At 61.7% G+C, this 20,951-nt stretch carries 23 protein-coding genes; 10 read left to right on the plus strand and 13 right to left on the minus strand.

Annotated features, from left to right (window positions below; translation table 11 throughout):
* Positions 1 to 94 precede the first annotated feature (94 nt).
* Genes FHU29_RS07525 through FHU29_RS07535 form a run of 3 tightly spaced genes read left to right on the plus strand, consistent with a single transcriptional unit; the run spans position 95 to position 5,022 of the window.
* Positions 95 to 1,561: a long-chain-fatty-acid--CoA ligase gene (locus tag FHU29_RS07525; protein ID WP_064439041.1), complete on the plus strand. Its 1,467-nt coding sequence runs from the start codon at positions 95 to 97 to the stop codon at positions 1,559 to 1,561.
* 59 nt (positions 1,562 to 1,620) lie between these two features.
* A complete protein-coding gene (locus tag FHU29_RS07530) occupies positions 1,621 to 3,042 on the plus strand; it encodes an aldehyde dehydrogenase family protein (protein ID WP_064439040.1) in 1,422 nt (473 codons plus the stop codon).
* A 30-nt stretch (positions 3,043 to 3,072) separates the two neighbouring features.
* Positions 3,073 to 5,022 carry a GMC family oxidoreductase N-terminal domain-containing protein gene (locus FHU29_RS07535; protein ID WP_064439039.1) on the plus strand — a complete coding sequence of 650 codons (1,950 nt, stop codon included), beginning with the start codon at positions 3,073 to 3,075 and terminating at the stop codon, positions 5,020 to 5,022.
* A 97-nt stretch (positions 5,023 to 5,119) separates the two neighbouring features.
* On the opposite strand, the gene FHU29_RS07540 is transcribed toward FHU29_RS07535, so the two are convergent.
* The 8 genes from FHU29_RS07540 to FHU29_RS07575 all read right to left on the minus strand — a co-directional run bounded on the left by FHU29_RS07540 (position 5,120) and on the right by FHU29_RS07575 (position 9,017).
* Positions 5,120 to 5,269: a hypothetical protein gene (locus FHU29_RS07540; RefSeq protein ID WP_157094914.1), complete on the minus strand. Its 150-nt coding sequence runs from the start codon at positions 5,267 to 5,269 to the stop codon at positions 5,120 to 5,122.
* A 386-nt stretch (positions 5,270 to 5,655) separates the two neighbouring features.
* Positions 5,656 to 5,874, minus strand: coding sequence for an antitoxin VbhA family protein (locus FHU29_RS07545; RefSeq protein WP_064439038.1), 219 nt, complete (start codon positions 5,872 to 5,874; stop codon positions 5,656 to 5,658).
* Positions 5,875 to 6,058: 184 nt separating this feature from the next.
* The gene (locus FHU29_RS07550; protein ID WP_064439037.1) at positions 6,059 to 6,472 is read right to left on the minus strand and encodes a type II toxin-antitoxin system VapC family toxin; all 414 of its coding nucleotides are present in this window, start codon (positions 6,470 to 6,472) and stop codon (positions 6,059 to 6,061) included.
* The gene (locus FHU29_RS07555) at positions 6,469 to 6,705 is read right to left on the minus strand and encodes a type II toxin-antitoxin system Phd/YefM family antitoxin (protein ID WP_064439036.1); all 237 of its coding nucleotides are present in this window, start codon (positions 6,703 to 6,705) and stop codon (positions 6,469 to 6,471) included. Before FHU29_RS07555 ends, FHU29_RS07550 begins: the two co-directional genes overlap by 4 nt.
* Positions 6,706 to 6,966: 261 nt before the next feature.
* On the minus strand, positions 6,967 to 7,380 hold the full coding sequence (locus FHU29_RS07560) for a type II toxin-antitoxin system VapC family toxin (RefSeq protein ID WP_064439034.1): 414 nt from the start codon (positions 7,378 to 7,380) through the stop codon (positions 6,967 to 6,969).
* A complete protein-coding gene (locus FHU29_RS07565) occupies positions 7,377 to 7,613 on the minus strand; it encodes a type II toxin-antitoxin system Phd/YefM family antitoxin (RefSeq protein WP_064439033.1) in 237 nt (78 codons plus the stop codon). Before FHU29_RS07565 ends, FHU29_RS07560 begins: the two co-directional genes overlap by 4 nt.
* Complete coding sequence (locus FHU29_RS23840) at positions 7,591 to 8,076, minus strand: TetR/AcrR family transcriptional regulator (protein WP_423785864.1); 486 nt, start codon at positions 8,074 to 8,076, stop codon at positions 7,591 to 7,593. The genes FHU29_RS07565 and FHU29_RS23840 overlap by 23 nt, the downstream gene beginning before the upstream one ends.
* 347 nt (positions 8,077 to 8,423) lie before the next feature.
* Positions 8,424 to 9,017 (minus strand): HAD-IA family hydrolase, encoded by a 594-nt coding sequence (locus FHU29_RS07575; protein WP_064439031.1) that lies wholly within the window; start codon positions 9,015 to 9,017, stop codon positions 8,424 to 8,426.
* A gap of 163 nt (positions 9,018 to 9,180) precedes the next feature.
* Between FHU29_RS07575 and FHU29_RS07580 the strand changes: the two genes are divergently transcribed.
* The 3 genes from FHU29_RS07580 (at position 9,181) to FHU29_RS07590 (ending at position 10,294) form a co-directional block, all read left to right on the plus strand.
* The gene (locus tag FHU29_RS07580; protein WP_064439030.1) at positions 9,181 to 9,648 is read left to right on the plus strand and encodes a DUF6653 family protein; all 468 of its coding nucleotides are present in this window, start codon (positions 9,181 to 9,183) and stop codon (positions 9,646 to 9,648) included.
* Between the two features lie 95 nt (positions 9,649 to 9,743).
* The gene (locus FHU29_RS07585; protein ID WP_064439029.1) at positions 9,744 to 9,935 is read left to right on the plus strand and encodes a helix-turn-helix domain-containing protein; all 192 of its coding nucleotides are present in this window, start codon (positions 9,744 to 9,746) and stop codon (positions 9,933 to 9,935) included.
* A 182-nt stretch (positions 9,936 to 10,117) separates the two neighbouring features.
* Complete coding sequence (locus FHU29_RS07590; RefSeq protein ID WP_198156508.1) at positions 10,118 to 10,294, plus strand: hypothetical protein; 177 nt, start codon at positions 10,118 to 10,120, stop codon at positions 10,292 to 10,294.
* A gap of 105 nt (positions 10,295 to 10,399) precedes the next feature.
* Here FHU29_RS07590 and FHU29_RS07595 read toward each other — a convergent pair whose 3' ends face one another.
* Complete coding sequence (locus tag FHU29_RS07595; protein ID WP_064439028.1) at positions 10,400 to 11,038, minus strand: TetR/AcrR family transcriptional regulator; 639 nt, start codon at positions 11,036 to 11,038, stop codon at positions 10,400 to 10,402.
* Between the two features lie 87 nt (positions 11,039 to 11,125).
* Between FHU29_RS07595 and FHU29_RS07600 the strand changes: the two genes are divergently transcribed.
* Together FHU29_RS07600 and FHU29_RS07605 are read left to right on the plus strand one after the other, a co-directional pair.
* Entirely contained in the window at positions 11,126 to 12,073 is a 948-nt protein-coding gene (locus tag FHU29_RS07600; protein WP_064439027.1) for an oxygenase MpaB family protein, read from the plus strand.
* A 685-nt stretch (positions 12,074 to 12,758) separates the two neighbouring features.
* The gene (locus FHU29_RS07605) at positions 12,759 to 13,085 is read left to right on the plus strand and encodes an alpha/beta fold hydrolase (RefSeq protein ID WP_064439025.1); all 327 of its coding nucleotides are present in this window, start codon (positions 12,759 to 12,761) and stop codon (positions 13,083 to 13,085) included.
* Positions 13,086 to 13,533: 448 nt separating this feature from the next.
* Here the strand turns inward: FHU29_RS07605 and fdxA are convergent, their stop codons facing one another.
* Both fdxA and FHU29_RS07615 read right to left on the minus strand, forming a co-directional pair.
* Positions 13,534 to 13,854, minus strand: a complete 321-nt coding sequence (gene fdxA / locus FHU29_RS07610) for a ferredoxin (RefSeq protein WP_064439024.1) — start codon at positions 13,852 to 13,854, stop codon at positions 13,534 to 13,536.
* Positions 13,855 to 13,864: 10 nt separating this feature from the next.
* The gene (locus tag FHU29_RS07615) at positions 13,865 to 16,333 is read right to left on the minus strand and encodes a molybdopterin-dependent oxidoreductase (protein ID WP_064439023.1); all 2,469 of its coding nucleotides are present in this window, start codon (positions 16,331 to 16,333) and stop codon (positions 13,865 to 13,867) included.
* 192 nt (positions 16,334 to 16,525) lie between these two features.
* Between FHU29_RS07615 and FHU29_RS07620 the strand changes: the two genes are divergently transcribed.
* Positions 16,526 to 17,713: an epoxide hydrolase family protein gene (locus FHU29_RS07620; protein ID WP_064439022.1), complete on the plus strand. Its 1,188-nt coding sequence runs from the start codon at positions 16,526 to 16,528 to the stop codon at positions 17,711 to 17,713.
* Between the two features lie 25 nt (positions 17,714 to 17,738).
* Here FHU29_RS07620 and FHU29_RS07625 read toward each other — a convergent pair whose 3' ends face one another.
* Both FHU29_RS07625 and FHU29_RS07630 read right to left on the minus strand, forming a co-directional pair.
* A complete protein-coding gene (locus FHU29_RS07625; RefSeq protein WP_064439021.1) occupies positions 17,739 to 19,160 on the minus strand; it encodes a lipase maturation factor family protein in 1,422 nt (473 codons plus the stop codon).
* A gap of 88 nt (positions 19,161 to 19,248) precedes the next feature.
* Complete coding sequence (locus tag FHU29_RS07630) at positions 19,249 to 20,217, minus strand: NAD(P)-dependent alcohol dehydrogenase (protein ID WP_064439020.1); 969 nt, start codon at positions 20,215 to 20,217, stop codon at positions 19,249 to 19,251.
* On the opposite strand from FHU29_RS07630, the gene FHU29_RS07635 reads away from it, so the two are divergent.
* Complete coding sequence (locus FHU29_RS07635; protein WP_083962152.1) at positions 20,204 to 20,929, plus strand: dihydrofolate reductase family protein; 726 nt, start codon at positions 20,204 to 20,206, stop codon at positions 20,927 to 20,929. The two genes, FHU29_RS07630 and FHU29_RS07635, sit on opposite strands and share 14 nt — an antisense overlap.
* Positions 20,930 to 20,951: the final 22 nt, after the last annotated feature.

The raw sequence follows: 20,951 nt of genomic DNA on the forward strand, positions 1-20,951 counted from the left end.
GCTGACCCAAGAATATGACTCCCGTCACCCCTGATGCTCGTAGTGGTCCTGTTCATACCGACAAATTGCAACGCTACTCGAGGAGTTACATCTCATGAATCTGGCCGCAAATCTGACCGCGACGGCTCAGCGCCGCCCAGACAAGGTCGCGATTCGACTCGACGACGCGGTACTGACCTACGCTGAGTTCGATCAGGCGAGTCAGCGGATCGCTGGTCTCCTGCAGCAACGCGGAGTACGCGCCGGGGACCGGGTCGCGCTGATGGCGCCCAACGTTCCGCACTGGGCGATCGTCTACTACGGGATACTCCGCGCAGGTGCGATCGCAGTGCCAATGAATCCGCTGCTCAAGGGACGCGAAGTCGCCTACTACCTGAGCGATTCGGGTTCAAAACTCCTGTTCGCCTGGCACGGGTTCCGGGAGGACGCGGAAACCGGTGCCGAGATCGTCACCATCGACCCCGCCACGTTCGGTGACATGCTGGCTTCCTTTCCTGCCGTCGACGAAGTCGCCAAGCGCGCCGACGATGACACCGCCGTGTTGCTGTACACCTCAGGCACCACGGGAGCGCCGAAGGGCGCCGAACTCACCAACGCGAATCTGACCCGCAACATCGACATCTGCGCGCACGATCTGTTCGCCGCCACCAGCGATGACGTGATCTTCGGCGGTCTGCCGCTGTTCCATGTCTTCGGTCAGACGTGCGGGCTCAACGTCGCGGTCGCCGTGGGCGCCACGCTAACCCTGCTGCCGAAGTTCGAACCCGCCCGGGCGCTCGAGATCGTGCAACGCGACCGGGTCACGATCTTCGAGGGTGTTCCGACCATGTACATGACGATGCTTAATCACCCTGAACGCGGACAGTACGACGTATCGAATCTGCGCCTGTGTGCGTCCGGCGGCGCGGCGCTCCCGGTCGAGGTGCTCACCGGTTTCGAGCAGACTTTCGGTGCGGCGATCCTCGAAGGGTACGGACTGTCGGAAACGTCTCCAGTCGCGTCGTTCAACCTCGCTGACCGGCGTCGCGCAGGTTCTATTGGCACGCCGATCGCCGGCGTCGAGTTCCGCCTGGTCGACGACGCCGGCAACGACGCCGCACCGGGAGAGGTCGGCGAGATCGTGATTCGCGGCCACAACGTCATGAAGGGCTACTGGGGCAAACCCGACGCGACCGCCGCCGCCATCAAGGACGGCTGGTTCCATTCCGGTGACCTCGCACGCCGTGACGACGATGGGTATTACTTCATCGTCGACCGCAAGAAGGACCTGATCATCCGCGGCGGCTACAACGTCTACCCGCGCGAGATCGAAGAAGTCGTGTACGAGCATCCCGCGGTCGCCGAAGCCGCCGTCGTCGGCATTCCGCACGATCAATGGGGTGAGGAGGTCGGCGCGGTCGTCGCACTCAAGCCGGGCGCGAACGCCACCGACAGCGATATCCAGCAGTTCGTCAAAGACCGGGTCGCCCCCTACAAGTACCCCCGCGTCGTTCGGATCGTCGATGCCCTCCCGAAGGGCCCTACCGGAAAGATCCTCAAACGCGAAATCCGGTTGGGGTGAGATTACAAACCACCGACAGACCCTGAACTCACTCGTCTATTCACGACAGGAATGACCCCATGATCCAGCACGACTCCCACTTCATCGACGGTCACTGGCAGATCTCGCACGGCATCGACCGCCTTGAGGTGGTCAACGCCGCCTCCGAGGAGGTGATGGCCACGATCCCCGTCGGTGACGCCCGAGACGCCAACGCCGCGGTCAGCGCCGCACGGACCGCGTTCGAAGCCTGGTCCGCGACGCCGCCTGCCGAGCGCGCCGGATATCTCAAGCGTGCAGCCGAAGCACTCCAATTGCGGCAGACCGAAATCGCCACCCTGATCAGCCAAGAAGTCGGTATGCCTTTCGCCTACAGCAATGTGGTGCAGGCGGGACTGCCGGTGCAATCCTTCGTCTCGATCGCCGAAATGGCCTTGAGCTACCCGTTCGAGGAAGAGGTCTACAACTCGCTCGTCGTCCGGGAACCGATCGGCGTGGTCGTCGCGATCACGCCATGGAACTACCCGCTGCACCAGATCGTGGCGAAGGTTGCACCGGCCTTGACGGCCGGATGCACGGTCGTGCTCAAGCCCAGCGAGGTCGCGCCGCTCAACGCCTATGTGCTGGCCGAGGTGTTCGCCGAGATCGGCCTGCCACCGGGCGTGTTCAACCTGGTCACCGGTACCGGAGCGAGCGTTGGCGAGACGCTCGTCGCCCACCCGGATGTCGACATGGTGTCACTCACCGGCTCTACTGTGGCCGGTCGGAGAATCGGTGCCGTCGCCGCTCAGACCATCAAGCGGATCGCTCTCGAACTCGGCGGCAAGTCGCCGCTCATCGTGCTCGACGACGCCGATCTCGTTGAGGCGGTGACCGCCGGACTCAACGGGTGCTTCCTCAACTCCGGCCAGACGTGCATCGCCCTGACCCGGATGATCGTGCCGCGCTCGCGGCTCGCCGAAGTCGAAGCGATCGTCAAGGCGGGAACCGAATCGCTCATCGTCGGTGACCCATTCGACCCGTCCACCGTGCTCGGCCCGCTGGTATCGGCGACGCAGCGCGACCGGGTCGTCGAATACATCGAGAAGGGTGTCGCCGAAGGCGCCCGTCTCCTCACCGGCGGACCCACCGCGCCCGAGGGCCTGGGCCGCGGATTCTATGTTCGTCCTACCGTCTTCTCCGACGTCACCCCCGACATGACGATCGTGCGCGAGGAGATCTTCGGACCCGTGCTCGTGCTCCAGGCGTACGACGGCGAAGACGAGGCGGTGCGCCTCGCCAACGACACGATCTTCGGACTCAATGCCGCCGTCTACTCCGAGTCGCAGGACCGCGCTGTCGCCGTCGCCCGCCGGATCCGGGCCGGTCAGGTCCAGATCAACGACGGCGCCTTCAACATCCACGCTCCGTTCGGCGGCTACGGCCAGTCCGGAAACGGCCGTGAGTTCGGCAAATGGGGGATCGACGAGTTCCTCGAGACCAAGTCGATGCAACTTCCCTGAACCTCACCAACTTACCCAAGGAACACGATCATGGAATTCACACCGAAACAACGCCGGACTCTCACCGCGGTCGTCGACACCTTCGTCGCCTCGGTCCCGCGCGACGACGATACGGACGGCTTTTTCGCCACCAAAGGCAGCGACGTCGGTGCCGATCTTGCCGCCGAGCAGTATCTGTTGGCCCATCTTCCGGCGGATCATTTCGCTGGGTTGCAGCAACTTCTCGACACTGCCGCCCTCGTCGGGCTCAAGAACCAGCCGCAAGCTGTACGCGAGTCGATCGTCGGGAATCTGGCGCGTATCAGCCCCGAGACACAGGGCGCGATCGCCGCGCTCTACCAACTGTCGGTGATGTTCGCCTATGGCCTCACCGATGCCGAGGGACGTAATCCGTTGTGGACCGGCATGGGCTACCCCGGGCCGCAGCAGTCACCGCCACAGACACCGAAGACGCTCACGACGGTCACACCGACGAGCGATACGACGCTCGACGCGGATGTTGTGGTGATCGGTTCGGGCAGCGGTGGCGGCGTCGCGGCCGCACTGCTCGCCGAGTCCGGAAAGCGCGTCATCGTGCTCGAAGCCGGTGGCTATCGCAACGAGTCCGACTTCATCCAGAGCGAACTCGCCGCATACCAGAACCTGTTCCTGCGCGGTGGATTCTTTCCGACCGCGGACGGAATGGTGAGCCTTGCTGCCGGCGGCACAGTCGGAGGAGGCAGCACGGTCAACTGGTCCAATTCGCTACAGACCCCGCAGACCGTGCGTGAGACGTGGGCCGACGAGTTCAAGCTCACCGACGTCGCCGGACCCGAGTTCGAGGCTCAGCTCGCGGCAGTGTCCGCGCGGATGAAGGTCAACGACGCGGTCGCCACGCAGAACGAGCCCCACCACCGACTGTCCGAAGGTGCTGCGGCGCTGGGCTATTCGTACCGACGCGCGAATCTCAACGTTGACCCCGACCGCTACGACCCGAACCTGATCGGCTACAGCGGGATGGGTGATCAGACCGGAGCCAAGCAGGGCACGATGAGGACGTTCCTTCAGGATGCCGCGGACTCGGGTGCGCAACTGCTGCCCAACGCGAAGGCGCAGCGGATTCTGACGTCGGAGGGAACCGCCACCGGCGTCGAGGCGACCTACACCGACCCAGAGACGAACCAGACCTATCGAGTCGTCATCAACGCGACGCAGGTCGTCGCGGCTGCGGGCAGCCTCGAGACGCCGGCCCTGCTGCTGCGCTCGGGCATTGGGGGCCCCGCAGTCGGGGCTGAGCTTCGGCTGCATCCGGCTAGTCTGGTCACCGGCATTTATGACGAACCGCAGGATCCGTGGTTCGGTCCGGCCATGGCCGGCGTTGTCAACGAGTTCGCCGAGGCCCACGACGGCTACGGCTACCTCATCGAGTGTGTACAGCATCTTCCCGGGCTGTTCACCACGGTCGTGCCCTGGCAGTCCGGTGCCCAGCACAAGGAGCTGACCCACAAGTATCGTTACCGCGCCGACTGGGTGTTCCTGGTCAAGGACCGCGGCGCCGGCAGCGTCACGATCGACGCGAATGGCGAAGCGGTGCACTGGTATCCGTTCACCGACGAACTCGACCGCCAGCACTTCCGGGAAGGCGCCGAGACCGCGATCCGTATGCAGGAAGCTGCTGGCGCACAGCAGATCTTCCTCGCCGGCCAGCCGTTTGCTCCGTGGCAGCGTGGTGAAGACCTGGAAGCGTTCATCCAGAAGGTCAACCAGATCCCGATAGGCCCCGGCGGCACCCCGGTGTTCTCCGCACACCAGATGTGCAGCGCGAAACTCGGCAACGACCCGCTGACCTCGGTCGCCAACACGCTCGGCGAACTCCACGACACGCAAGGCGTCTGGATCGCCGACGCGAGTGGCATGCCGACGTGCTCCGGCGTGAACCCCATGATCTCGGTCATGGCGCTTGCCCGGCGGACGGCGACCAACATGCTGGCTGCGCACTGACCCAACCCAAATGAGCCGCGGTGCCGCCAGTTGTCTTCCGGATTGGGACAGCGTCCGTAGCTGGCCAACGTGGTCAGACCACGATCGGTCAGTAGGCTCAGGGAGAGTACTTCGCGCCAGGGCGTACGCACGTAGCGCAAACTTCACGGCCCGCCGAGCCGAGCGCGTTCAACTGATACCGGATCGCGGCTTCGCGGAACTGGCCGATCTTGGTGAATCCAGCGAATTCGTCGATGGGTTGCAGCACGAGGTCGAGGGCATAGCGGAGTGCGGCAAGGTCCTCCTCCGAAGACTCGGTTACCCACCGGGATAGCGAGAATAATTGTGGGGGAGAAGGGTTCGTCGTCGACTACGAATAGGGGCAGCAGCGCCAGGCATCGTCATGCCGAGCATTCGGCAGAAACACCGTTCGGACGTGGGCAGTGCGACGTGGCGCAGTGGCCCGATAGCACATACCGTCCCGTTCGGCGTGAACGAGGCCGCCTGAGTATCGGCTCTGACGATGCCCCAGGAAGTCGAACGAACTGCGCATCGCAAATCCTTGGCTTGAAATGAGCGTCCCCAGGAGCCGAAATGCTTCAGGTTTCATCTGACGAATCAACCTGCAGTGGTTAGATGGGAACCCTGCGTTGGTCATGCGACCGTGTTGCGGCGCTGCTGCACATGTCGGTCAATACGTTCCTGCAGCCGGGCGAGTCCTTCTTCCACAGTGATACGTCCTTCGACGTATTCCTGCATGTCGTCCTCGGTCTCCTGAGATACCTCGGCACCCTCAAGCCGGGCCGAGTGAATAGCTGCGGCAACACTGCCCTGGCGGCGCATCTCCTCGGCAGGAGAAATGTGCTGTGCCACTGTGCTCTACCTCCGTTGCGGTGTGGCCTTCATCGTACGGTCGTCGTTTCCGGCAGACGCTGACACGGCACTCCCTTCTTTCAAGCTGGTGCATCGTGCGAGGACGGCGCCCGCTAGCGCGGCACACGATTTCCTTCGGTGTGCCAGCTTGGCGTCGACTCTGCGGCCCGCCGGCCTACGCGGTTCAGGTATCGCGTCTGGTGTCGATCGTCGGCGAGAGCGCTCCTTGGATCATGATGGGGTCGCTGGTAGCGAGGGTGAGCGCACGTCGGGCGGCTTGCGTAATGAGCATGCGGTCGAAGGGGTCTCGGTGGGGCCAGGGGAGTGCGCCCGCCATGATCGCGTCCGCGCTGTCGATCGCGATGGTTTCCGCGCGGAGGTTGCTGATGGTTTCGTCCCAGACAGATAACAAGGCTTGCCCGCCGGGGAGTTTCCCGGTGTGGGTCTTGATCGAGACTTCCCAGGCGGACGCGGCCGATACCACGAGTTCGGTCGACGGTGTGGCGAGGAGTTCGAGTACCTGTGGCGACATCTTGTCTGGCGCTGCGGTCAGCCAGAGCACGGCGTTTGTGTCCAGCAGGACGGTGCGCGTGATCACTCGTGACCTTCCCAGAGTCCGAGCTCAGATTCGTCGAGGGGTGCGTCGAAGTCGTCGGGAACGGTGATCTTCCCTTTGAGTTGACCGAAGGTGCGCGGTGTCGGCGCCGATGGCGACAGGATTGCCACGGGCCGACCGTGGCTGGTGATTGTCACCGGTTGCCCGGTCGACTCGACCTCGGCCAGGAGTGCGTTCAGTTTCGTCTTAGCCTCGGTGCTGCTGATCATCCTCATGGGTACCAGGATATCCGGGTACCATCAATACAACTAGTAGCACTAGTCCGAAAAGTGCGACAACCGGCAATCCGCGATGCTGCATGTTGAACCAGCGGGCCGGAAGAGGTGCATTTAGCATCGCATCCGTCGACATGACACTGGAGGTTGCTTCGTCAGGAATGTCGCCGCATAGGGAGTCAGCTTCGGCGTTCATGATCGAGGAGATGAAGCTCGTCGTCAGGATGCGCAGCACGTCGGGGGTGGGTCGTAGCGGGAGTCTCAGACGTCAACCACGGTCAGGCCGTCAATGCCCTCGAAGTCCTGGCCGTTCCGGGTGTACAGCGGAAGCCCGTTGGCGATTGCCGTCGCCGCGATCAGCGCATCGTATGCTCGGGCTTTCGGCTTGCGTCCCGCCCGCCTCAACGACGCTGCAACGACGCCAAACGCACGCGCAGCATTGGCGTCGAAGGGGACCGGATCGAAGTCTGACTCGGCCTGCTGCAAGTGCGCCTGCCTGGCCGCGCGTTCGGCGTCCGAACCTGCGACGTGCGGTCCGACTGAGAGTTCGGCGAGGGTGATTGCACTGATGAAGCATTCAGCGGGGAGGGCCGCCTCGTCGAGTTCGGCAAGATCGATCAACGCCGAAGTGTCGAGCAGTCCGTGCTCTGAGCGCGTCTCTAGGGGATCGTTCACAGCTCAGCGTCGATGAGTTCGTCGATCTCAACACGCATCAGATGAAAGTCAATCCGGGGGAGATGCTTTCGGCTCGCAATCAACGCAGCAGGGCGCGCTGCACGCCGAGGAGACGGCCGGATCTCAGCGACCTCGGCACCATCGCGTGTCACCCTCAGTGACTCACCACGAGCGACGCGGTCCAGAACAGCACCGCCATGATTCCTCAGCTCACGAACGCTCACACTCTCCATTCCGTAAGTGTATCACCGGTGATACGTGGGACAACTCGGCCGTTTGGTCATTGCGGGTGGGAAACTTCTCGTAGAAACACCGTTTCGACAAGCCTGCACGCGCACTGACATCGTCAATGGTGACCGCTTCTCGGGTTCGCTCCGCGAGCGCACTGAGTCCCGCGTCCAGCAGGGCATCACGGCTCTGCCGCACCCGATCCGCATCGTTCAGCCGAGCATTCGGCAGAAACACCGTTCGGACGTGGGCAGTGCGACGTGGCGCAGTGGCCCGAGAGCACATACCGTCCCGTTCGGCGTGAACAAGTCCGCCTGAGTATCGGCTCTGGCGATGCCCCAGGAAGTCGAACGAACTGCGCATCGCAAATCCTTGGCTTGAAATGAGCGTCCCCAGGAGCCGAAATGCTTCAGGTTTCATCTGACGAATCAACCTGCAGTGGTTAGATGGGAACCCTGCGTTGGTCATGCGACCGTGTTGCGGCGCTGACACTGCTGAGTATCAAAAACCCTCGCTGACCCAGCGTCCAGGCCCACTCTTCGCCAGTCAATCTCGTTGGAGTGCAATATCACCGCTTCCCTCGGGATGGTGTTGAAGGCGTGCGATCCCGGGCTCCTCAACGACTTGTCAACGACCTTCCCCGGCTGTGACAGGCGCAGTGCAGCCACCAACTAGACCGGGAAGGAGTACTACAGGAAGCCGCAGACGTTTGGTGAGATACACGCACAAGGCACCTCGAGACTGTCCCAGTCTCCAACAAGCTCCGAGACAGCCACACTGGCTAGGGCTGCGGGGGAGCACGCGACCTCTCGAAGCTAAACGTGCCGTAAAAACGTTTTCAGTGCCGCGGGGGTGAAGTATTGATGCGTCCGCATCCCCAAAGGCTCGGCTGAGGCTACGTTTGCGGCGCTGTCGTCGACGAAAATGCACCGGTTAGGTGCAACTCCGAGTTGCGTGGCAACCTCAAGATAGATCCAGTGGTCCGGTTTCGCTGACCGAAGCACCGAACTGTTGAACACCCAATCGAACTCGTTGTTAAGGCTGAGCTTTTCAAGATCCTCGTCCAACCGGTCGGTAGCGTTAGAGAGTAAGACAACCGTTCGTTCCTTCCGCTGTTCCCGCACGATGTCCAGCACTGCGTGATTCACAGTTCCGACAGCGTCAGACCACAACCGCACGGCTGTTTCCGCGGCTTTTCCGTACCGGGACGAGAGCCTCGCGCAGATCTCTGTACGCCACCTAAGGTCGCTGATCTCGCCCGTCACCGCTAGCCTGAGCAGGTCGTGGTGGCCCAAGACGATTCCGGAAAGAGCTCCGTCCGGTAAACCGCTGGCAGCCTCCGCAGACGACATGATTGCCGGGTCCCAGAGACGAACGACGCCATCCAGATCGAGAATCAACGATTCCATGTGCCAAGTGAACCACCTTGCGGACGGCCACGCTGACCCTGCGGAACCGCTGTAAGGCGGCAGAGATGCGTAAGGATGTGTGCTGCTCCTTCGGGGCATCGTGCAGACCTGGCTATCTCCCATATGATTCGGTTTCGGCATCGACAGTATCCGGAGGCGTGAGATGGGCTGGCGGCATACCAAGCGGGCGTTGTTCGCGCGGCACAGCAACCCGTGGAGCGCTTGGACGCGCTGGGCGAGCGCCCCGCTGATTCTAATCCCAGTCTGGCGACGTAGCTGGCGCGACGCCGCACTCGTCGGCGCGTGGATGGCGATCAATCCGGTCGTGTTCAGCAAACCCGCCCACGACCGAGCATGGTCCACTCGGGCGATCCTCGGCGAGGAACTGTGGATCGAAGAACGGCCTATGGACGCCGCCATGGCCGTCGACGCCGCCGCGACCGCGGCCGGAATCACTGCGATGATCGCGGCCCATCGACACCGAACCGTCCCTGCTGCAGCCGCCACCGCCGCGATGATGGGGTTGCTGATGGTGTACTGGGAGCTGATGGCCCGGTACCTCGACCGCAACGTGGGCCTTGACAGGGAAGCGCCCAGTCTCAAAAGACTGGTTCGGACTGATTCCCCGTGACCATGCTCAGGCTGTGCGCGACTTATTGCAACTTGCGCTGCAGGCTCGGAGGTGGTGATCGATCGTGAGTACTGCAGGAACCGAAGGCGTGCCGCGTGCAGTGTGAGTCCCAGTTGCTCGATATCGCTGCCGAGCAGATAGCGCGGACCGGCTATGCCGGGTTGTCAGTGGGAGACGTCGCGATGCAGGCCGGGGTGTCGAAGCCGCTCGTCTACGCCTACTTCGACACCAAGGACGCCACTGGATTCGGAGTTTGGCGGCTTGCCGGTGGCATCGTGCGCAGGTGAAGTCACCGGTGCTGCGTGGGCGCCCGCGCACGGTGTTGCAAGCGTTGACCTCAATCGTCATCGGCAATCACCCGTGCGGGTACCGGTCAAGTACCAAGCCGTCGGACGACCAGCACCGACGAAGGCCGCACTTCTCGCGCGATTCGTTCAGGATGGCATCGTGGACCTCGACGATCTCTACAGTGACTACCAACGGGCGTGCGATCGCCGAACTCATTCCACTGCGACGTTGCCGCACCGTCACTCGCGATCAATTTGCCGCAGGATCTCGAAACGCACCGATCGTCGACGTAGAGCGGTTTCGTTCCGACCTTAGCGATACGCTCGCCGACGACCTGACCGACCCGTATGCAGACTAAAGGGGAGGACGGCCCCCTCTGTTGATATCGAGCACGAACCTGCGGATCATCAGAGATGACCAGGTCCAAGGCATCGAAGTATGGGGATAGGCTTGGGCCGTACCGTTACTTCCGTGCGGCGGTCAGTGCGGTTTCTCGGGCAGCGAGGAACAGATCGGTACAGCGGTCGATCACGGCGTCGCGGTGATAGCGACCGTTGTCTTTAAGAAGCGCAGCAACCAGTTCGGCGAAGCCGCCGACGAGGAACATAGCGGTGATCTCGGCAGTTTCGAGATCGACCTCGCGCATCGGATCTGTGGCCTGCGCAGTGACAACGATGATCGCTCCGATCATCCGTAGCCCCTGCTCGCGAAGGGGCACGAGAGCCGGAGTGGTCAGCGAGTCGATCACCAGAATCCGGCCTTTGGCGGGCTCGCCGACCAGCAATTCCGTTGTCGCACTGAGCGCGTCCCGTACTCGTGAGCGCATATCTCGGCGGGTGTCGGTCGCTGGGGCGGTCCCGGCAGCGACGACTTCCTGGAGTACCTGATCGAAAATCGCCACGATCAACTCGTCGAGGTTGGTGAAATTCTCGTAGAAGTAGCGCGGTGCCAGCTTCGCTCGCTCCAGCACGCCCCGCACCGAGACCGCCTGCACGCCGCCCTCGCCGATCAGTGCCAGTCCGGCGCGTAGTAGTTGCTCACGTCGCTGGGCCGTACGGGCTGAGGCTGATTGCCCGCCGTAGGCGCGTTGTTTCACCACCATCCATCCATCTTGACACAGGCGTTGGCAGACTATCTAATTGTGGTAACACTCGTTGGCAGATACGTGCCTGGACGCAAAGGAGCGACCATGACCGCCGTACGTGACCTCTCACTCTCACAGGGGGAATCGGACCGGTTCGAGACAGTTTCGCCGGGCTCAATCACGGTCAAAGCGATTGGCGACTGGCGATTGCTGCTGTTGTCGGTCAACGCCTTGGTCCTGCAAGCGGCTCACCCGGTCATCGGGGCTGGGGTCGAGGATCATTCGATCTACAAGACTGATCCGTTTCGCCGGCTGGACCGCTCGTGGTATCCCACTGTGGCACTCGCGTTCTACGGTTCGAAGTCCGTTGAATACGGCCGGGACCTGCGAGCGGCGCACAAACGCATCGGCGGGGTCGACCACCTCGGGCGCCGTTACCACGCCTGGGATCCCGAAGCGATGTTCCTGACTCTGGCCACCGGGTTCGAAGCAATCGAGAAGACCGCCGAACTGTTCGGCGATCCTCTCACTCCGCAGCAACTTGATGACGTCTACGCCGATATCCGCCGGATGTGCGCGCTGGTCGGAATTCCGGACCGTGCCATGCCCTCCGATGTGCCCGCCTACCGCGCATGGTTCGAGACCATGGTCAATGAACGCCTCGAAGACCACCCCGCCGCCCACGAAGTACTGGATCTGCTCGGCCACCTCGGGGACTATCCACCGCCGCTGCCGCTTCCCGCATTCCTGTGGCGCCCAATCGGCAACACCATCGGTGCGGTGATGGAACTGGTCACTGTCGGAACCCTGAATCCGGTCATGCGTGAGCGCCTCGGGAGGAACTGGACCGCCAGCGATCAGCGTCGCTTGGAGATATTCGCCGTCGGAGTTCGCACCGTGAACAAGATACTCCCGACGCCGCTGAGACAGATCTCGAAGACCCTCGCCCTGCGCCGCCAGCCCGCCATCACCGCCGAGATCGCCCGCCAAGCCGCCACCGCAGTCCCCGCACCCACCTGCCCAATCGGAGCGCACGGCCAAACCGGCACATAAACCTGGGCGCAATCTCGGAAGGTCCTGCTTGCCGGCGCAGCGTGCGTTTCAGTGACGCCGTAGCTGTAGCCGAGCATTTCGGCGACGAGTGGGGCGGGAGTTACTTGCGCTTGGCCGGCGCGATCGCGACCTCGAGCTCGGCTTCGACAGTGACTTCCCAGTCGATCGGGGAGGCGGCGATCTCCGCCAGGCCGATGCGCTGTTATCGCATTCAGTTCTACATGGCGGCATGACTAGGACCACCCGGCTACGCGGCGCAATAGTCGGGGCCCTGCTTACGGCAGATGCAGTCAAGGCGTCCATCACATCGCTGTCGTCGGCGCCATGAGCATCCGACTGGCTACAGCGTCGACGATTGTCGCTGCCGCTCGCGGTCACCCGCGTGCGTGCACACGAGTACGGACATTTGTGCACTCGACTTCGAACATCGACACGACCGGCGGGGACGGCGTTTGCACTCGGTTACCGGTACCGCTGCATGTTCGATCCGGTCGTATTCAGTTGATGACGACGCTTTTCGAGAAACGTGTCAGCAGATGAAGAGGGGGAGTCGCGTGGGCAGATGCAGTCGGCTACGTCGCCCCCCTCAGGCCGACAATGAGGAGGCTGATGGCGTGTTCAAATGCGGCGTTAACCCGCTCGGTTTCGTCCGTCGCAGCTAGGTCGAGGTGCAATCCACGTATTAATGCGAGCACGATTGTCGCGGTCGTTCGCGCGCGGTCCTGCGAAGGCCGCTCGAGTGAACTTTGATGCGGTCACCGGGCCTGTCTTGGTTGTTTCGGGTGAGCTTGACCGCGTTGTCGTGCCGGCGATTGGCCGTGCGACGGCTAAGAAGTACGCCAACGCGACCTACGTTGTGATCCCTGGTTCCGACCATATGGTCCTTTCCGGCGCGGCCCTGCCCACAACGATGGGACATATCGATCGTTGGATGGAAGCCAACAAGACGGCGGTGAGGGAAACCTCGGCCGAGGCTTTCGATCTCGTCGTACTTCCTGAGAAATCGGCCTAACGCTGTCGGCGCCGGGAGTCCTGAAGGCGTGCCCGCATCTGCACTCAACTTCGGCGAGAGCGGTTACAAAAGTCCGGGCCTGGCAGCTGTGTTGCATCAGATGCAATATGCAGTTGTTTACTTTACATAATGTAGATTATCGGCTAAACGCAGAAGACCCGTTCAGCCACTCAATCCGTCGCGTAAATACTCGTCCGCACAATCACTCGTCTCATAGACGGCACGGCATCTGCGCAGATTTGGAGGCCGACGGCACACGGCCGCTTAGTGCTTCACTGGCTCACGCGACAACTCTCGTCGCGTTGCGCGGTGACTAATGTGGTGCGCGCCAGTCGGCCTTCATGCTCGGTTATCCGGCAACTGAGCACCCACGCCTCTAACCGTCACGTGACGTTTAGAGGGCATCTGTCTGGGACCGACTGGTACCTAAAAGGCCGTTCTTAACGTGCTATTTGGTGCTCACGGGAAACGCCGCGATGAATGGTGAGTCATAGCCTGTCTTGCCAACCTTCGATGCTCCGCCTGGCGAACCAAGCTTGTCGAAGAAGTCTGCGTTGGCTCCGATGTAGTCGCACCACTCGTCGGGTGTGTCGTCTTCATAAAAGATCGCCTCGACGGGACAAACCGGTTCGCACGCGCCGCAGTCCACGCATTCGTCGGGATGGATGTACAGCATGCGTCCACCCTCATAGATGCAATCCACGGGACATTCCTCGATACATGCCCTGTCCATGACATCGACACAAGGCTCAGCAATGATGTAAGTCATAGATTTCCTGTCAGATTGCTTCCAGCCGGGCGGGAACATATTTGTGCCAAGGGGTTCCAGCGAACGCGTCGCGTAATTCGGCTGTTGTGAGCTCGTTCGGCGCGACACCCGCGCTTACAGTGCCTTCCCCGTCAGGGAAATCGACACCGAGGCCGTTGGGCAGGGCGATGTTACCTCGCTGCATCATGTCGCTGACCTCGATAAGAACCTCGGCGGACCCACCACTGGTAACCAGGCGCGCACGGTCACCATCTGAGATTCCGAGCATGGCAACGTCATCAGCGTTCACGCGCAGTGCTCCGTCACGATCACGGCGACGCCATTCAGGGTTCCGGATGATCGTGTTTGCTGTAAACGACCGCCGCTCCCCCGCGGCGAGCACGAGCGGATACTCGTCAGTGGTCCACGAGGACCGTGCGGTGGCGAGGTTGTTCACTTCCTCAAGCAGATCGTCGATAACAATCGTGAACCGCCGGTCTTTCCGGGAAACGTAGTTCCAGACTGTGTCCCACGTGTCCGAGGTGAACACCACGCCCGTGTCGGAGTCGAAAATCTTATCGAACAGCGCGTTCCCGGGTGCGAGTCCCGAACCAGTGAACCCTGCGCGGGCGACGGCGTCAGGGTTCGCCGCCGCACACATCTGGGCCGCGCCCCACAGTACTGCGGCGCCCCGCATGCGCTCGGGCAGTGTTTCACCGAACGTTTCATACAGGATGTACGGCGCGAGATTGGCGATCTGTGGCTGGGCCACGCTGAGCGCCATAAACGTGGCACCAAAGGTGTCACGACCAGTGTGTGCTGCTGTCCGAAGCTTGGTGAGTGTCGCTTCATCAACAGCGTTCATGCGCCGCAGAATCCGGGCATAAATCTCGGGTTCAGCCATCGTCCCCGGTAGCGGCTCAAATACCGGCTTACGCAGGTGGAAGACGTTGTGCGGAAACTCGAAATTGAAGAATGTCGCCTCTGGCTTCTCAAACTGGCTGGCGGCCGGTAAAACGTAGTCTGCGTTGCGTGCCGTTTCGGTGAACGCCACATCAACGACGACAGTCAGGTCCAGCGCACGCATTGCTGCCCGGAACCGTTTCGAGTCCGGAAGTGAATGGGCGGGGTTGGTGCTATCGAGCCACATGGCCCGGAACCTCTTAGGGTGGTCGGTCAGGATCTCCTCGGCGATCGAGTTACACGGAATGAGGCCCCCAATGATCCGCGCACCGGTCACGGGTGTGCGCCGCGCTCCGCCCCCCGAATTGCTGACTTGAGGTGGTCCCCCAAGAAGCGGTGCCAGCGTCTCGACAAGCGCCCGCGCACTAGGCTCGACCACGCTTCTGAGCCCCGGAGTGCGTGCTGCGGCAGGGAACAGAGTTGCGGCGGCTGCGGCACCCGCCTGAATCGCCTTGTTGACGGCGCGTTTCTGTACGCGCTGTAACGGTGTCGGAGTCTTCTTCGTCGCGCCTCCTGCACCTCCCCCGGCGAGAGGTACGAAACTCGAGTGCAGGAACATTGTCCCTGGCCTTCCGAAATTGCCGGTGAGGATCCAGGGCATTTTGTTCATGTAGGAGACCAGAGTGCTGTTGGGTGCCTGCTGGGTGCCCAGGTCTTCGTAGACGCACACACTGCGTGCGGTTCCGATCCGACGTGCCGCCGACCGAATCTTCTCTTCAGGCACACCACAGATCGCGGCGAAGCCGGGAATGTCAATATTCGTGAACACGGTTCGGACCTGCTCAAACCCCGTCGTATGATCGGCGATGAACTGTTGGTCGACGAGCTTCTCCTGCACAAGGACGGCCACCATGGCTGCGATTAACCAGGCATCGCGACCGGGCTTTACTTGCAAATGATGGTCGGCGAGAGCCGCGGTTTCGCTCACTCGTGGATCTACCACGACCATCGATTTCTCAGGGTCTTTCGCAACAGCTTTCAGAAGCGGCCGGGCGCGGGGGAAGCTATGTGACTGCCACGGGTTCTTGCCGATGAACACAAGTACCTCGGCGTTCTCAAAATCGCCTTTGGTGTGGCCTCCGTACAGCTTGCCGTCAACCCACATCTCGCCGGTTTTTTCTTGGGCGAGAGCGTTCGAGTAGAACTTGCTGCCCAGCGCTGCCCGCAGCGCGACCGCGTTTGCGGAGCCTAGATGGTTCCCTTGCCCGCCACCGCCGTAGAAGAAGATGGTTTCCCCACCGTACTGGTGCCTGATGCCAGTCAGCTTGGCGGTAATTTCGTCGAGAGCAGTGTCCCAGTCAATTTCCGCGTATGTGCCGTCCGCCTGGCGTTTCATAGGGCCGCTTATGCGGTGCGGACCGTTCTGGTACAGGTCGAGGCGCATCGCCTTCTCGCAGGTGTACCCCGCGGACGCGGGGTGCGACTTATCACCGCGGATCTTCGCGATCCTGCCACCATCGATGTCCAGCGTGATACCGCAGTTGCACTCACAGAGCACACATGCCGAGTTTTTAGTCGTTAAAGCCTTGGGGTTCATAGTGCTCCTCGACAGTGTTCTGAACAGTGGCCGCGTTCAGTCAGGCATTCCAATAGTAGCTAGTATGACAGAAGACATACTAGCGTCACGTGTTGAACACTCCTTGGTTTATCGCGCGACCGATTCCGAACGTGCTAGAACCGTCTTGCCGGTGGCGGGGACAAGCCGGTTCCTCAACGACCAGGAGGTCTCATGCCCACACATCGTCTAGCCAACGAGGTGCAAGCATTCGAAGCCCACGCAACTGACGCTGACCTCAACGATCTGCGCGCGCGACTGGCCGCGGCGCGGTTACCGGAAGCTGAAACGGTCTATCCCGCCGCGACCACCCCCCGCCGATGGGAGCAGGGCGTTCCCCTCGCAGACCTCGTCGAGCTAGTGAACTACTGGCGCACCGGGTACAACTGGCGGTCATTCGAAGCGCGCCTTAACGGTATCGGCCAGTTCCGCACGACCATTGACGATGTGGGAATCCACTTCCTGCACCGCCGATCCGCGCGCAGAGATGCCACTCCTCTTATCTTGACGCACGGCTGGCCAGGCAGCGTTGTTGAGTTCATCGATGTCGTAGACGAGCTAGCAGATCCGAAGGACCCAAACGCCCCAGCGTTCCACGTTGTGGTGCCATCGCTACCCGGCTTCGGTTACAGCGACAAGCCGGCCACCACAGGCTGGGGGGTCGGAAAGATAGCGGCCGCGTGGGTGGAACTGATGGGAAGGCTCGGCTACCGCCGGTTCGCAGCTCACGGCGGCGACTGGGGAGGTGTGATCACCACCGTTCTCGGAGGCAGGTTCCCCGCGCATGTCCTTGGCATTCACACGACACTGGCGCAGGCACCGCCCGGGCTGACGACGGACGGGCTGACCACCGTCGAACGCAAGTGGACCGAGGAAACCCGCGATTTCTGGCGCCACCGCGCGGCGTACGCAAAGCAGCAAGCGACCCGGCCGCAGACCATCGGCTACTCCCTCGTCGACTCACCAGTCGGGCTTCTCGCCTGGATCCTCGACAAGTTCGCTGAATGGACAGACACCGAAGACAGCCCGTTCGAGACGATCTCAAAAGACAGAGTTCTCGACGACGTCACCCTGTATTGGCTGACGCGGACCGGCGCATCGGCGGCCCGTATCTACCGCGAAAGCCACGGCGGTGTGAATTCGCTCGACCCTGAACTTCGTGTCGATGTGCCCTCAGCAATCACCATGTACCCCCGTGACATCGAAAAGTGTCCGCGCCCCTGGGCACAGGAGCGGTACCGACGAATCGTTCGATGGAGGGAGCCTGAAACCGGGGGGCATTTCCCGTCACTGGAGGTTCCCCAGTTCTTCGTCAAGGACATGCAAGATGGCCTCGCCGCAGTGCTGGCCGCCAATCTGTGAACATGCCTGCGCCGGATACGCCGCATCATCCTCGACCAACCGGAGCCATGTAGTCACTCACGAACTCCCGGTGCCACCACGCGCCGGTCCGCTCTCGCTCCGCCCGAGTTGTGAATCTATAGACGTACATCCGTGCCCGCACCCACCTGGGAGGAGTCTCCGCAAACGGATTATGCCTGAGCAGCTTCAGTGTTGCGGGATCATTCTCGACGAGCTTACGCGCGAGACGTGGCAACCACGTTTGCGCGTATCTCGGCGAGATCGCTGCGAACCACATCAACCAGTCGAGGCGCAAATGGTAGGGCGCAAACTGCCGTGGCCTCCGATAAGGGTCGCCGGGTTTGCCTTTAAAATCATATTCTCGCCATTCGGCGTCGTCTGTCGGCTGATCCGCTTCGGTACCTTCGAGGATCACTTCGTACCGTGTGCGCGTCACCCGGCCGAATGCTCCGTACGTGTTTACAAGATGGAGCTTGTCGAAGCTGTAGTTCATCAATTGTTGCCGCGAGAAGAGATTCCGAGCGGGCCGGAAACTCAGCGCAATTACGAGCGCTGTCAATGCGATTGCTGCGATGGCGTGCCACTTGGGAACCGGCTCTGCCACAGGCGCATTAAGTGGTATCACCTTCGACCACCACGCGCCATCGATCACCGACAGCGCAAGCACGATCGTCAAGATATTGAGCCACGCGAAGTTGCCGCTCACCACCAGCCAGGTCTGGGTCACGACAATGATCACCGCTGCGAGCGAAGCAACTGGCTGCGGCGCGAACAGAAAGAATGGGACCACGAGCTGGGCGAAATGGTTGCCAGCTACTTCTAGCCTGTGGAGCGGCTTCGGGAGATGGTGAAAATGCCAGCTCAGCGCGTTAGGCATGGGCTGTGTTTCGTGGTGGTAATACAGACACGTGAAGTCTCGCCAACAGTGGTCGCCATGCATTTTGATCATCCCCGCACCGAACTCGAGGCGGAAAAGGACCCAGCGCAGTAGGAACAGCACCAATACGGGCGGTTCCGCAGGTCCCGCTCCGATGAATATCGCGAGGAAGCCTACTTCGAGAAGCAATGACTCCCAGCCGAATCCGTACCACGCCTGCCCCACGTTCACGATCGACAGGTACAGGATCCACAGGAGCGCCCACATGGCCATGGAAGCCCAGAGCGGGAGCAGATCGCCGATACCGAACATTGCAGCGCCCGCGAGCACCGCACCGCACCAGGCGACGAGGGCGAAGAAGCGGTCCGAATAGTAGATGTGGAAGATACTTGGTGACTGCCGCCAGCTACGCTGCTCCAAGTACCGCGGTATGGGCGTCAGCCCCCGGGAACCGATCAGTGCGCGAAACTGGTTCGCTGCGACGAGGAACGCAACGAGGTACACGAGACCGAGCCCGCGCTGGAACATCCAGCGGCTCAGCCAGTATCCGGACTCTCCGAACCACTCCATGCCGCACCTCGGTGACTCAGCTAAGCCTACAACGCTGCGCCGCCACCGGTCACTTGGGGGCGAGGTGCACGACCGTGACGTTCAGCGCCTAGCGCTCCCCGCCGTCGCCCGACACATCCCCAACCATGATCACAATTTTGCCCTGGGCTCGACCAGAGCGGCTGCGGTTGTAGGCTTCTTGGGTTTCTGCGAATGGAAAACGACTGTCGATGATCGGCTTGAGTTCGCCTGACTCGATCATCTCGTTGAGTGTTTCGAGGTCACGCCGGAGCGGGCGGACTATCACGCCTCGCTCACGAGGGCTGAGACTTGTTCTTATCGCAATGACGGATCGAACATTGCCGCCGGTCGAAACGAAATATCCTTTCGGTTTCAGGATCGCGGCACATGATTTTGGTGTCTCGTAGGACGTGACGTCGAATACCAGATCGAAGGGACCCGAGTCGCGCCGGAAATCACCTGCGGTGTAGTCGATCACGGCATCGGCACCTAAATCGGTCACGCGCGACCGGTTGCGTCCGCTGCATACGCCAGTGACGTGGCAGCCGAGCGCCTTGGCGATCTGCACGGCGAGAGTGCCAACGCCACCGGAAGCACCGATGATCAGAACTTCGCTGCCCGGCATCGCTTGTCCGATGCGCAACCCTTGCAAAGCGGTCAACGCAGCGAGCGGTAAAGAAGCCGCTTCGGCAAAATCGAGACCCTTCGGCATGTGAGCTATACAGCCCTCGTCGATCACGGCTTGCTCCGCCAGCGACGCAGTGCGCGGACGCATGTCCATGCCGTACACCTTGTCGCCAACCTTGAAGTCTGTGACGTTGGCGCCGGTGGCGCGTACTTCACCCGCGAGGTCATCGCCGAACAGCGGCGGCAGCCTCTTCGTCAAGATTGGTGTAGCTAGGATTGCCGCAGTTCGGTTGAGCTTCCAGTCCTTCGGGTTCACCGAGGCTGCCTTCACGTCAACCAGAACATCATTCGGTCCGGGTTTCGGTGGTGCACTTTCGCCAACGACCAGGCGCGTTCCTAAACCTAATCCTGCTGTCTTGATTGCTTTCACAGGGCACCTCCATCTACTACAAACCTACCGGGGTGTCGCTTTTCAATGTGTCGCACGATCAGCCGGGCTGCTAACTGAAAGCTACGCGGGCTCAGTCACTGCACCAGCAGCGGTGGAAGGATTTCGGCACCTCTCGCTTGACGGGGTAATGCAGGGGTGCGGCGGCCCCGATGAAGATCGAAGCGGCGGATTCGAGCGCGGCGGATGGATCACCCCGTACTTTGATGACGAGGGGGGTGCGTTCATCGTCGACGTCTATCAGCGCGCGGATGCATTTTTGTTCGGGCGGCGAACGTATGAACTCTTTGGCAGCTACTGGGGAAAAATGGCGGACACCAACCCCATCGCGACCGCTTTGAACAGCCGTCCGAAGTACGTCGCTTCGACCACGCTCACCGAACCTCAATGGAGCGGTACGGCCGTCCTCATCGGCGACCTCGCCGCCCGCATCCGCGCACTCAAGGCGGAGACCGGGCGAGAACTGCAGGTTCACGGCAGCGGTAAACTAATCCAGTGGCTGCTCGCCAATGGCTTTATCGACGAAATCAACGTGCTGATTTTCCCCGTGATCGTCGGCCAGGGCGCTCGACTATTTCCGACCAGCGGCCCGGATATTGCACTTAGCCTCCTGGTCTCCCAGACCACCCCGTCAGGTGTGACGATCCAGACCTATCGGCCAGCCGGGCGTCCGCGGTACGAAACAGCTGGCTAGGGTCGACAAGGACAACTCTGAG

This window comes from Hoyosella altamirensis, assembly GCF_014191505.1.
Taxonomy (GTDB): Bacteria; Actinomycetota; Actinomycetes; order Mycobacteriales; family Mycobacteriaceae; genus Hoyosella; species Hoyosella altamirensis.

Excerpts from the sequence above, each read along its gene's own strand:
- FHU29_RS23840 (WP_423785864.1), bottom strand. The coding sequence starts at position 8,076 with ATGACCAACGCAGGGTTCCCATCTAACCACTGCAGGTTGATTCGTCAG.
- FHU29_RS07580 (WP_064439030.1), top strand. The coding sequence starts at position 9,181 with ATGGGCTGGCGGCATACCAAGCGGGCGTTGTTCGCGCGGCACAGCAAC.
- FHU29_RS07530 (WP_064439040.1), top strand. The coding sequence starts at position 1,621 with ATGATCCAGCACGACTCCCACTTCATCGACGGTCACTGGCAGATCTCG.
- FHU29_RS07535 (WP_064439039.1), top strand. The coding sequence starts at position 3,073 with ATGGAATTCACACCGAAACAACGCCGGACTCTCACCGCGGTCGTCGAC.
- FHU29_RS07605 (WP_064439025.1), top strand. The coding sequence starts at position 12,759 with ATGCGAGCACGATTGTCGCGGTCGTTCGCGCGCGGTCCTGCGAAGGCC.
- FHU29_RS07625 (WP_064439021.1), bottom strand. The coding sequence starts at position 19,160 with ATGGAGTGGTTCGGAGAGTCCGGATACTGGCTGAGCCGCTGGATGTTC.
- fdxA (WP_064439024.1), bottom strand. The coding sequence starts at position 13,854 with ATGACTTACATCATTGCTGAGCCTTGTGTCGATGTCATGGACAGGGCA.
- FHU29_RS07575 (WP_064439031.1), bottom strand. The coding sequence starts at position 9,017 with ATGGAATCGTTGATTCTCGATCTGGATGGCGTCGTTCGTCTCTGGGAC.
- FHU29_RS07565 (WP_064439033.1), bottom strand. The coding sequence starts at position 7,613 with ATGGAGAGTGTGAGCGTTCGTGAGCTGAGGAATCATGGCGGTGCTGTT.
- FHU29_RS07620 (WP_064439022.1), top strand. The coding sequence starts at position 16,526 with ATGCCCACACATCGTCTAGCCAACGAGGTGCAAGCATTCGAAGCCCAC.
- FHU29_RS07525 (WP_064439041.1), top strand. The coding sequence starts at position 95 with ATGAATCTGGCCGCAAATCTGACCGCGACGGCTCAGCGCCGCCCAGAC.
- FHU29_RS07555 (WP_064439036.1), bottom strand. The coding sequence starts at position 6,705 with ATGAGGATGATCAGCAGCACCGAGGCTAAGACGAAACTGAACGCACTC.
- FHU29_RS07615 (WP_064439023.1), bottom strand. The coding sequence starts at position 16,333 with ATGAACCCCAAGGCTTTAACGACTAAAAACTCGGCATGTGTGCTCTGT.
- FHU29_RS07595 (WP_064439028.1), bottom strand. The coding sequence starts at position 11,038 with ATGGTGGTGAAACAACGCGCCTACGGCGGGCAATCAGCCTCAGCCCGT.
- FHU29_RS07600 (WP_064439027.1), top strand. The coding sequence starts at position 11,126 with ATGACCGCCGTACGTGACCTCTCACTCTCACAGGGGGAATCGGACCGG.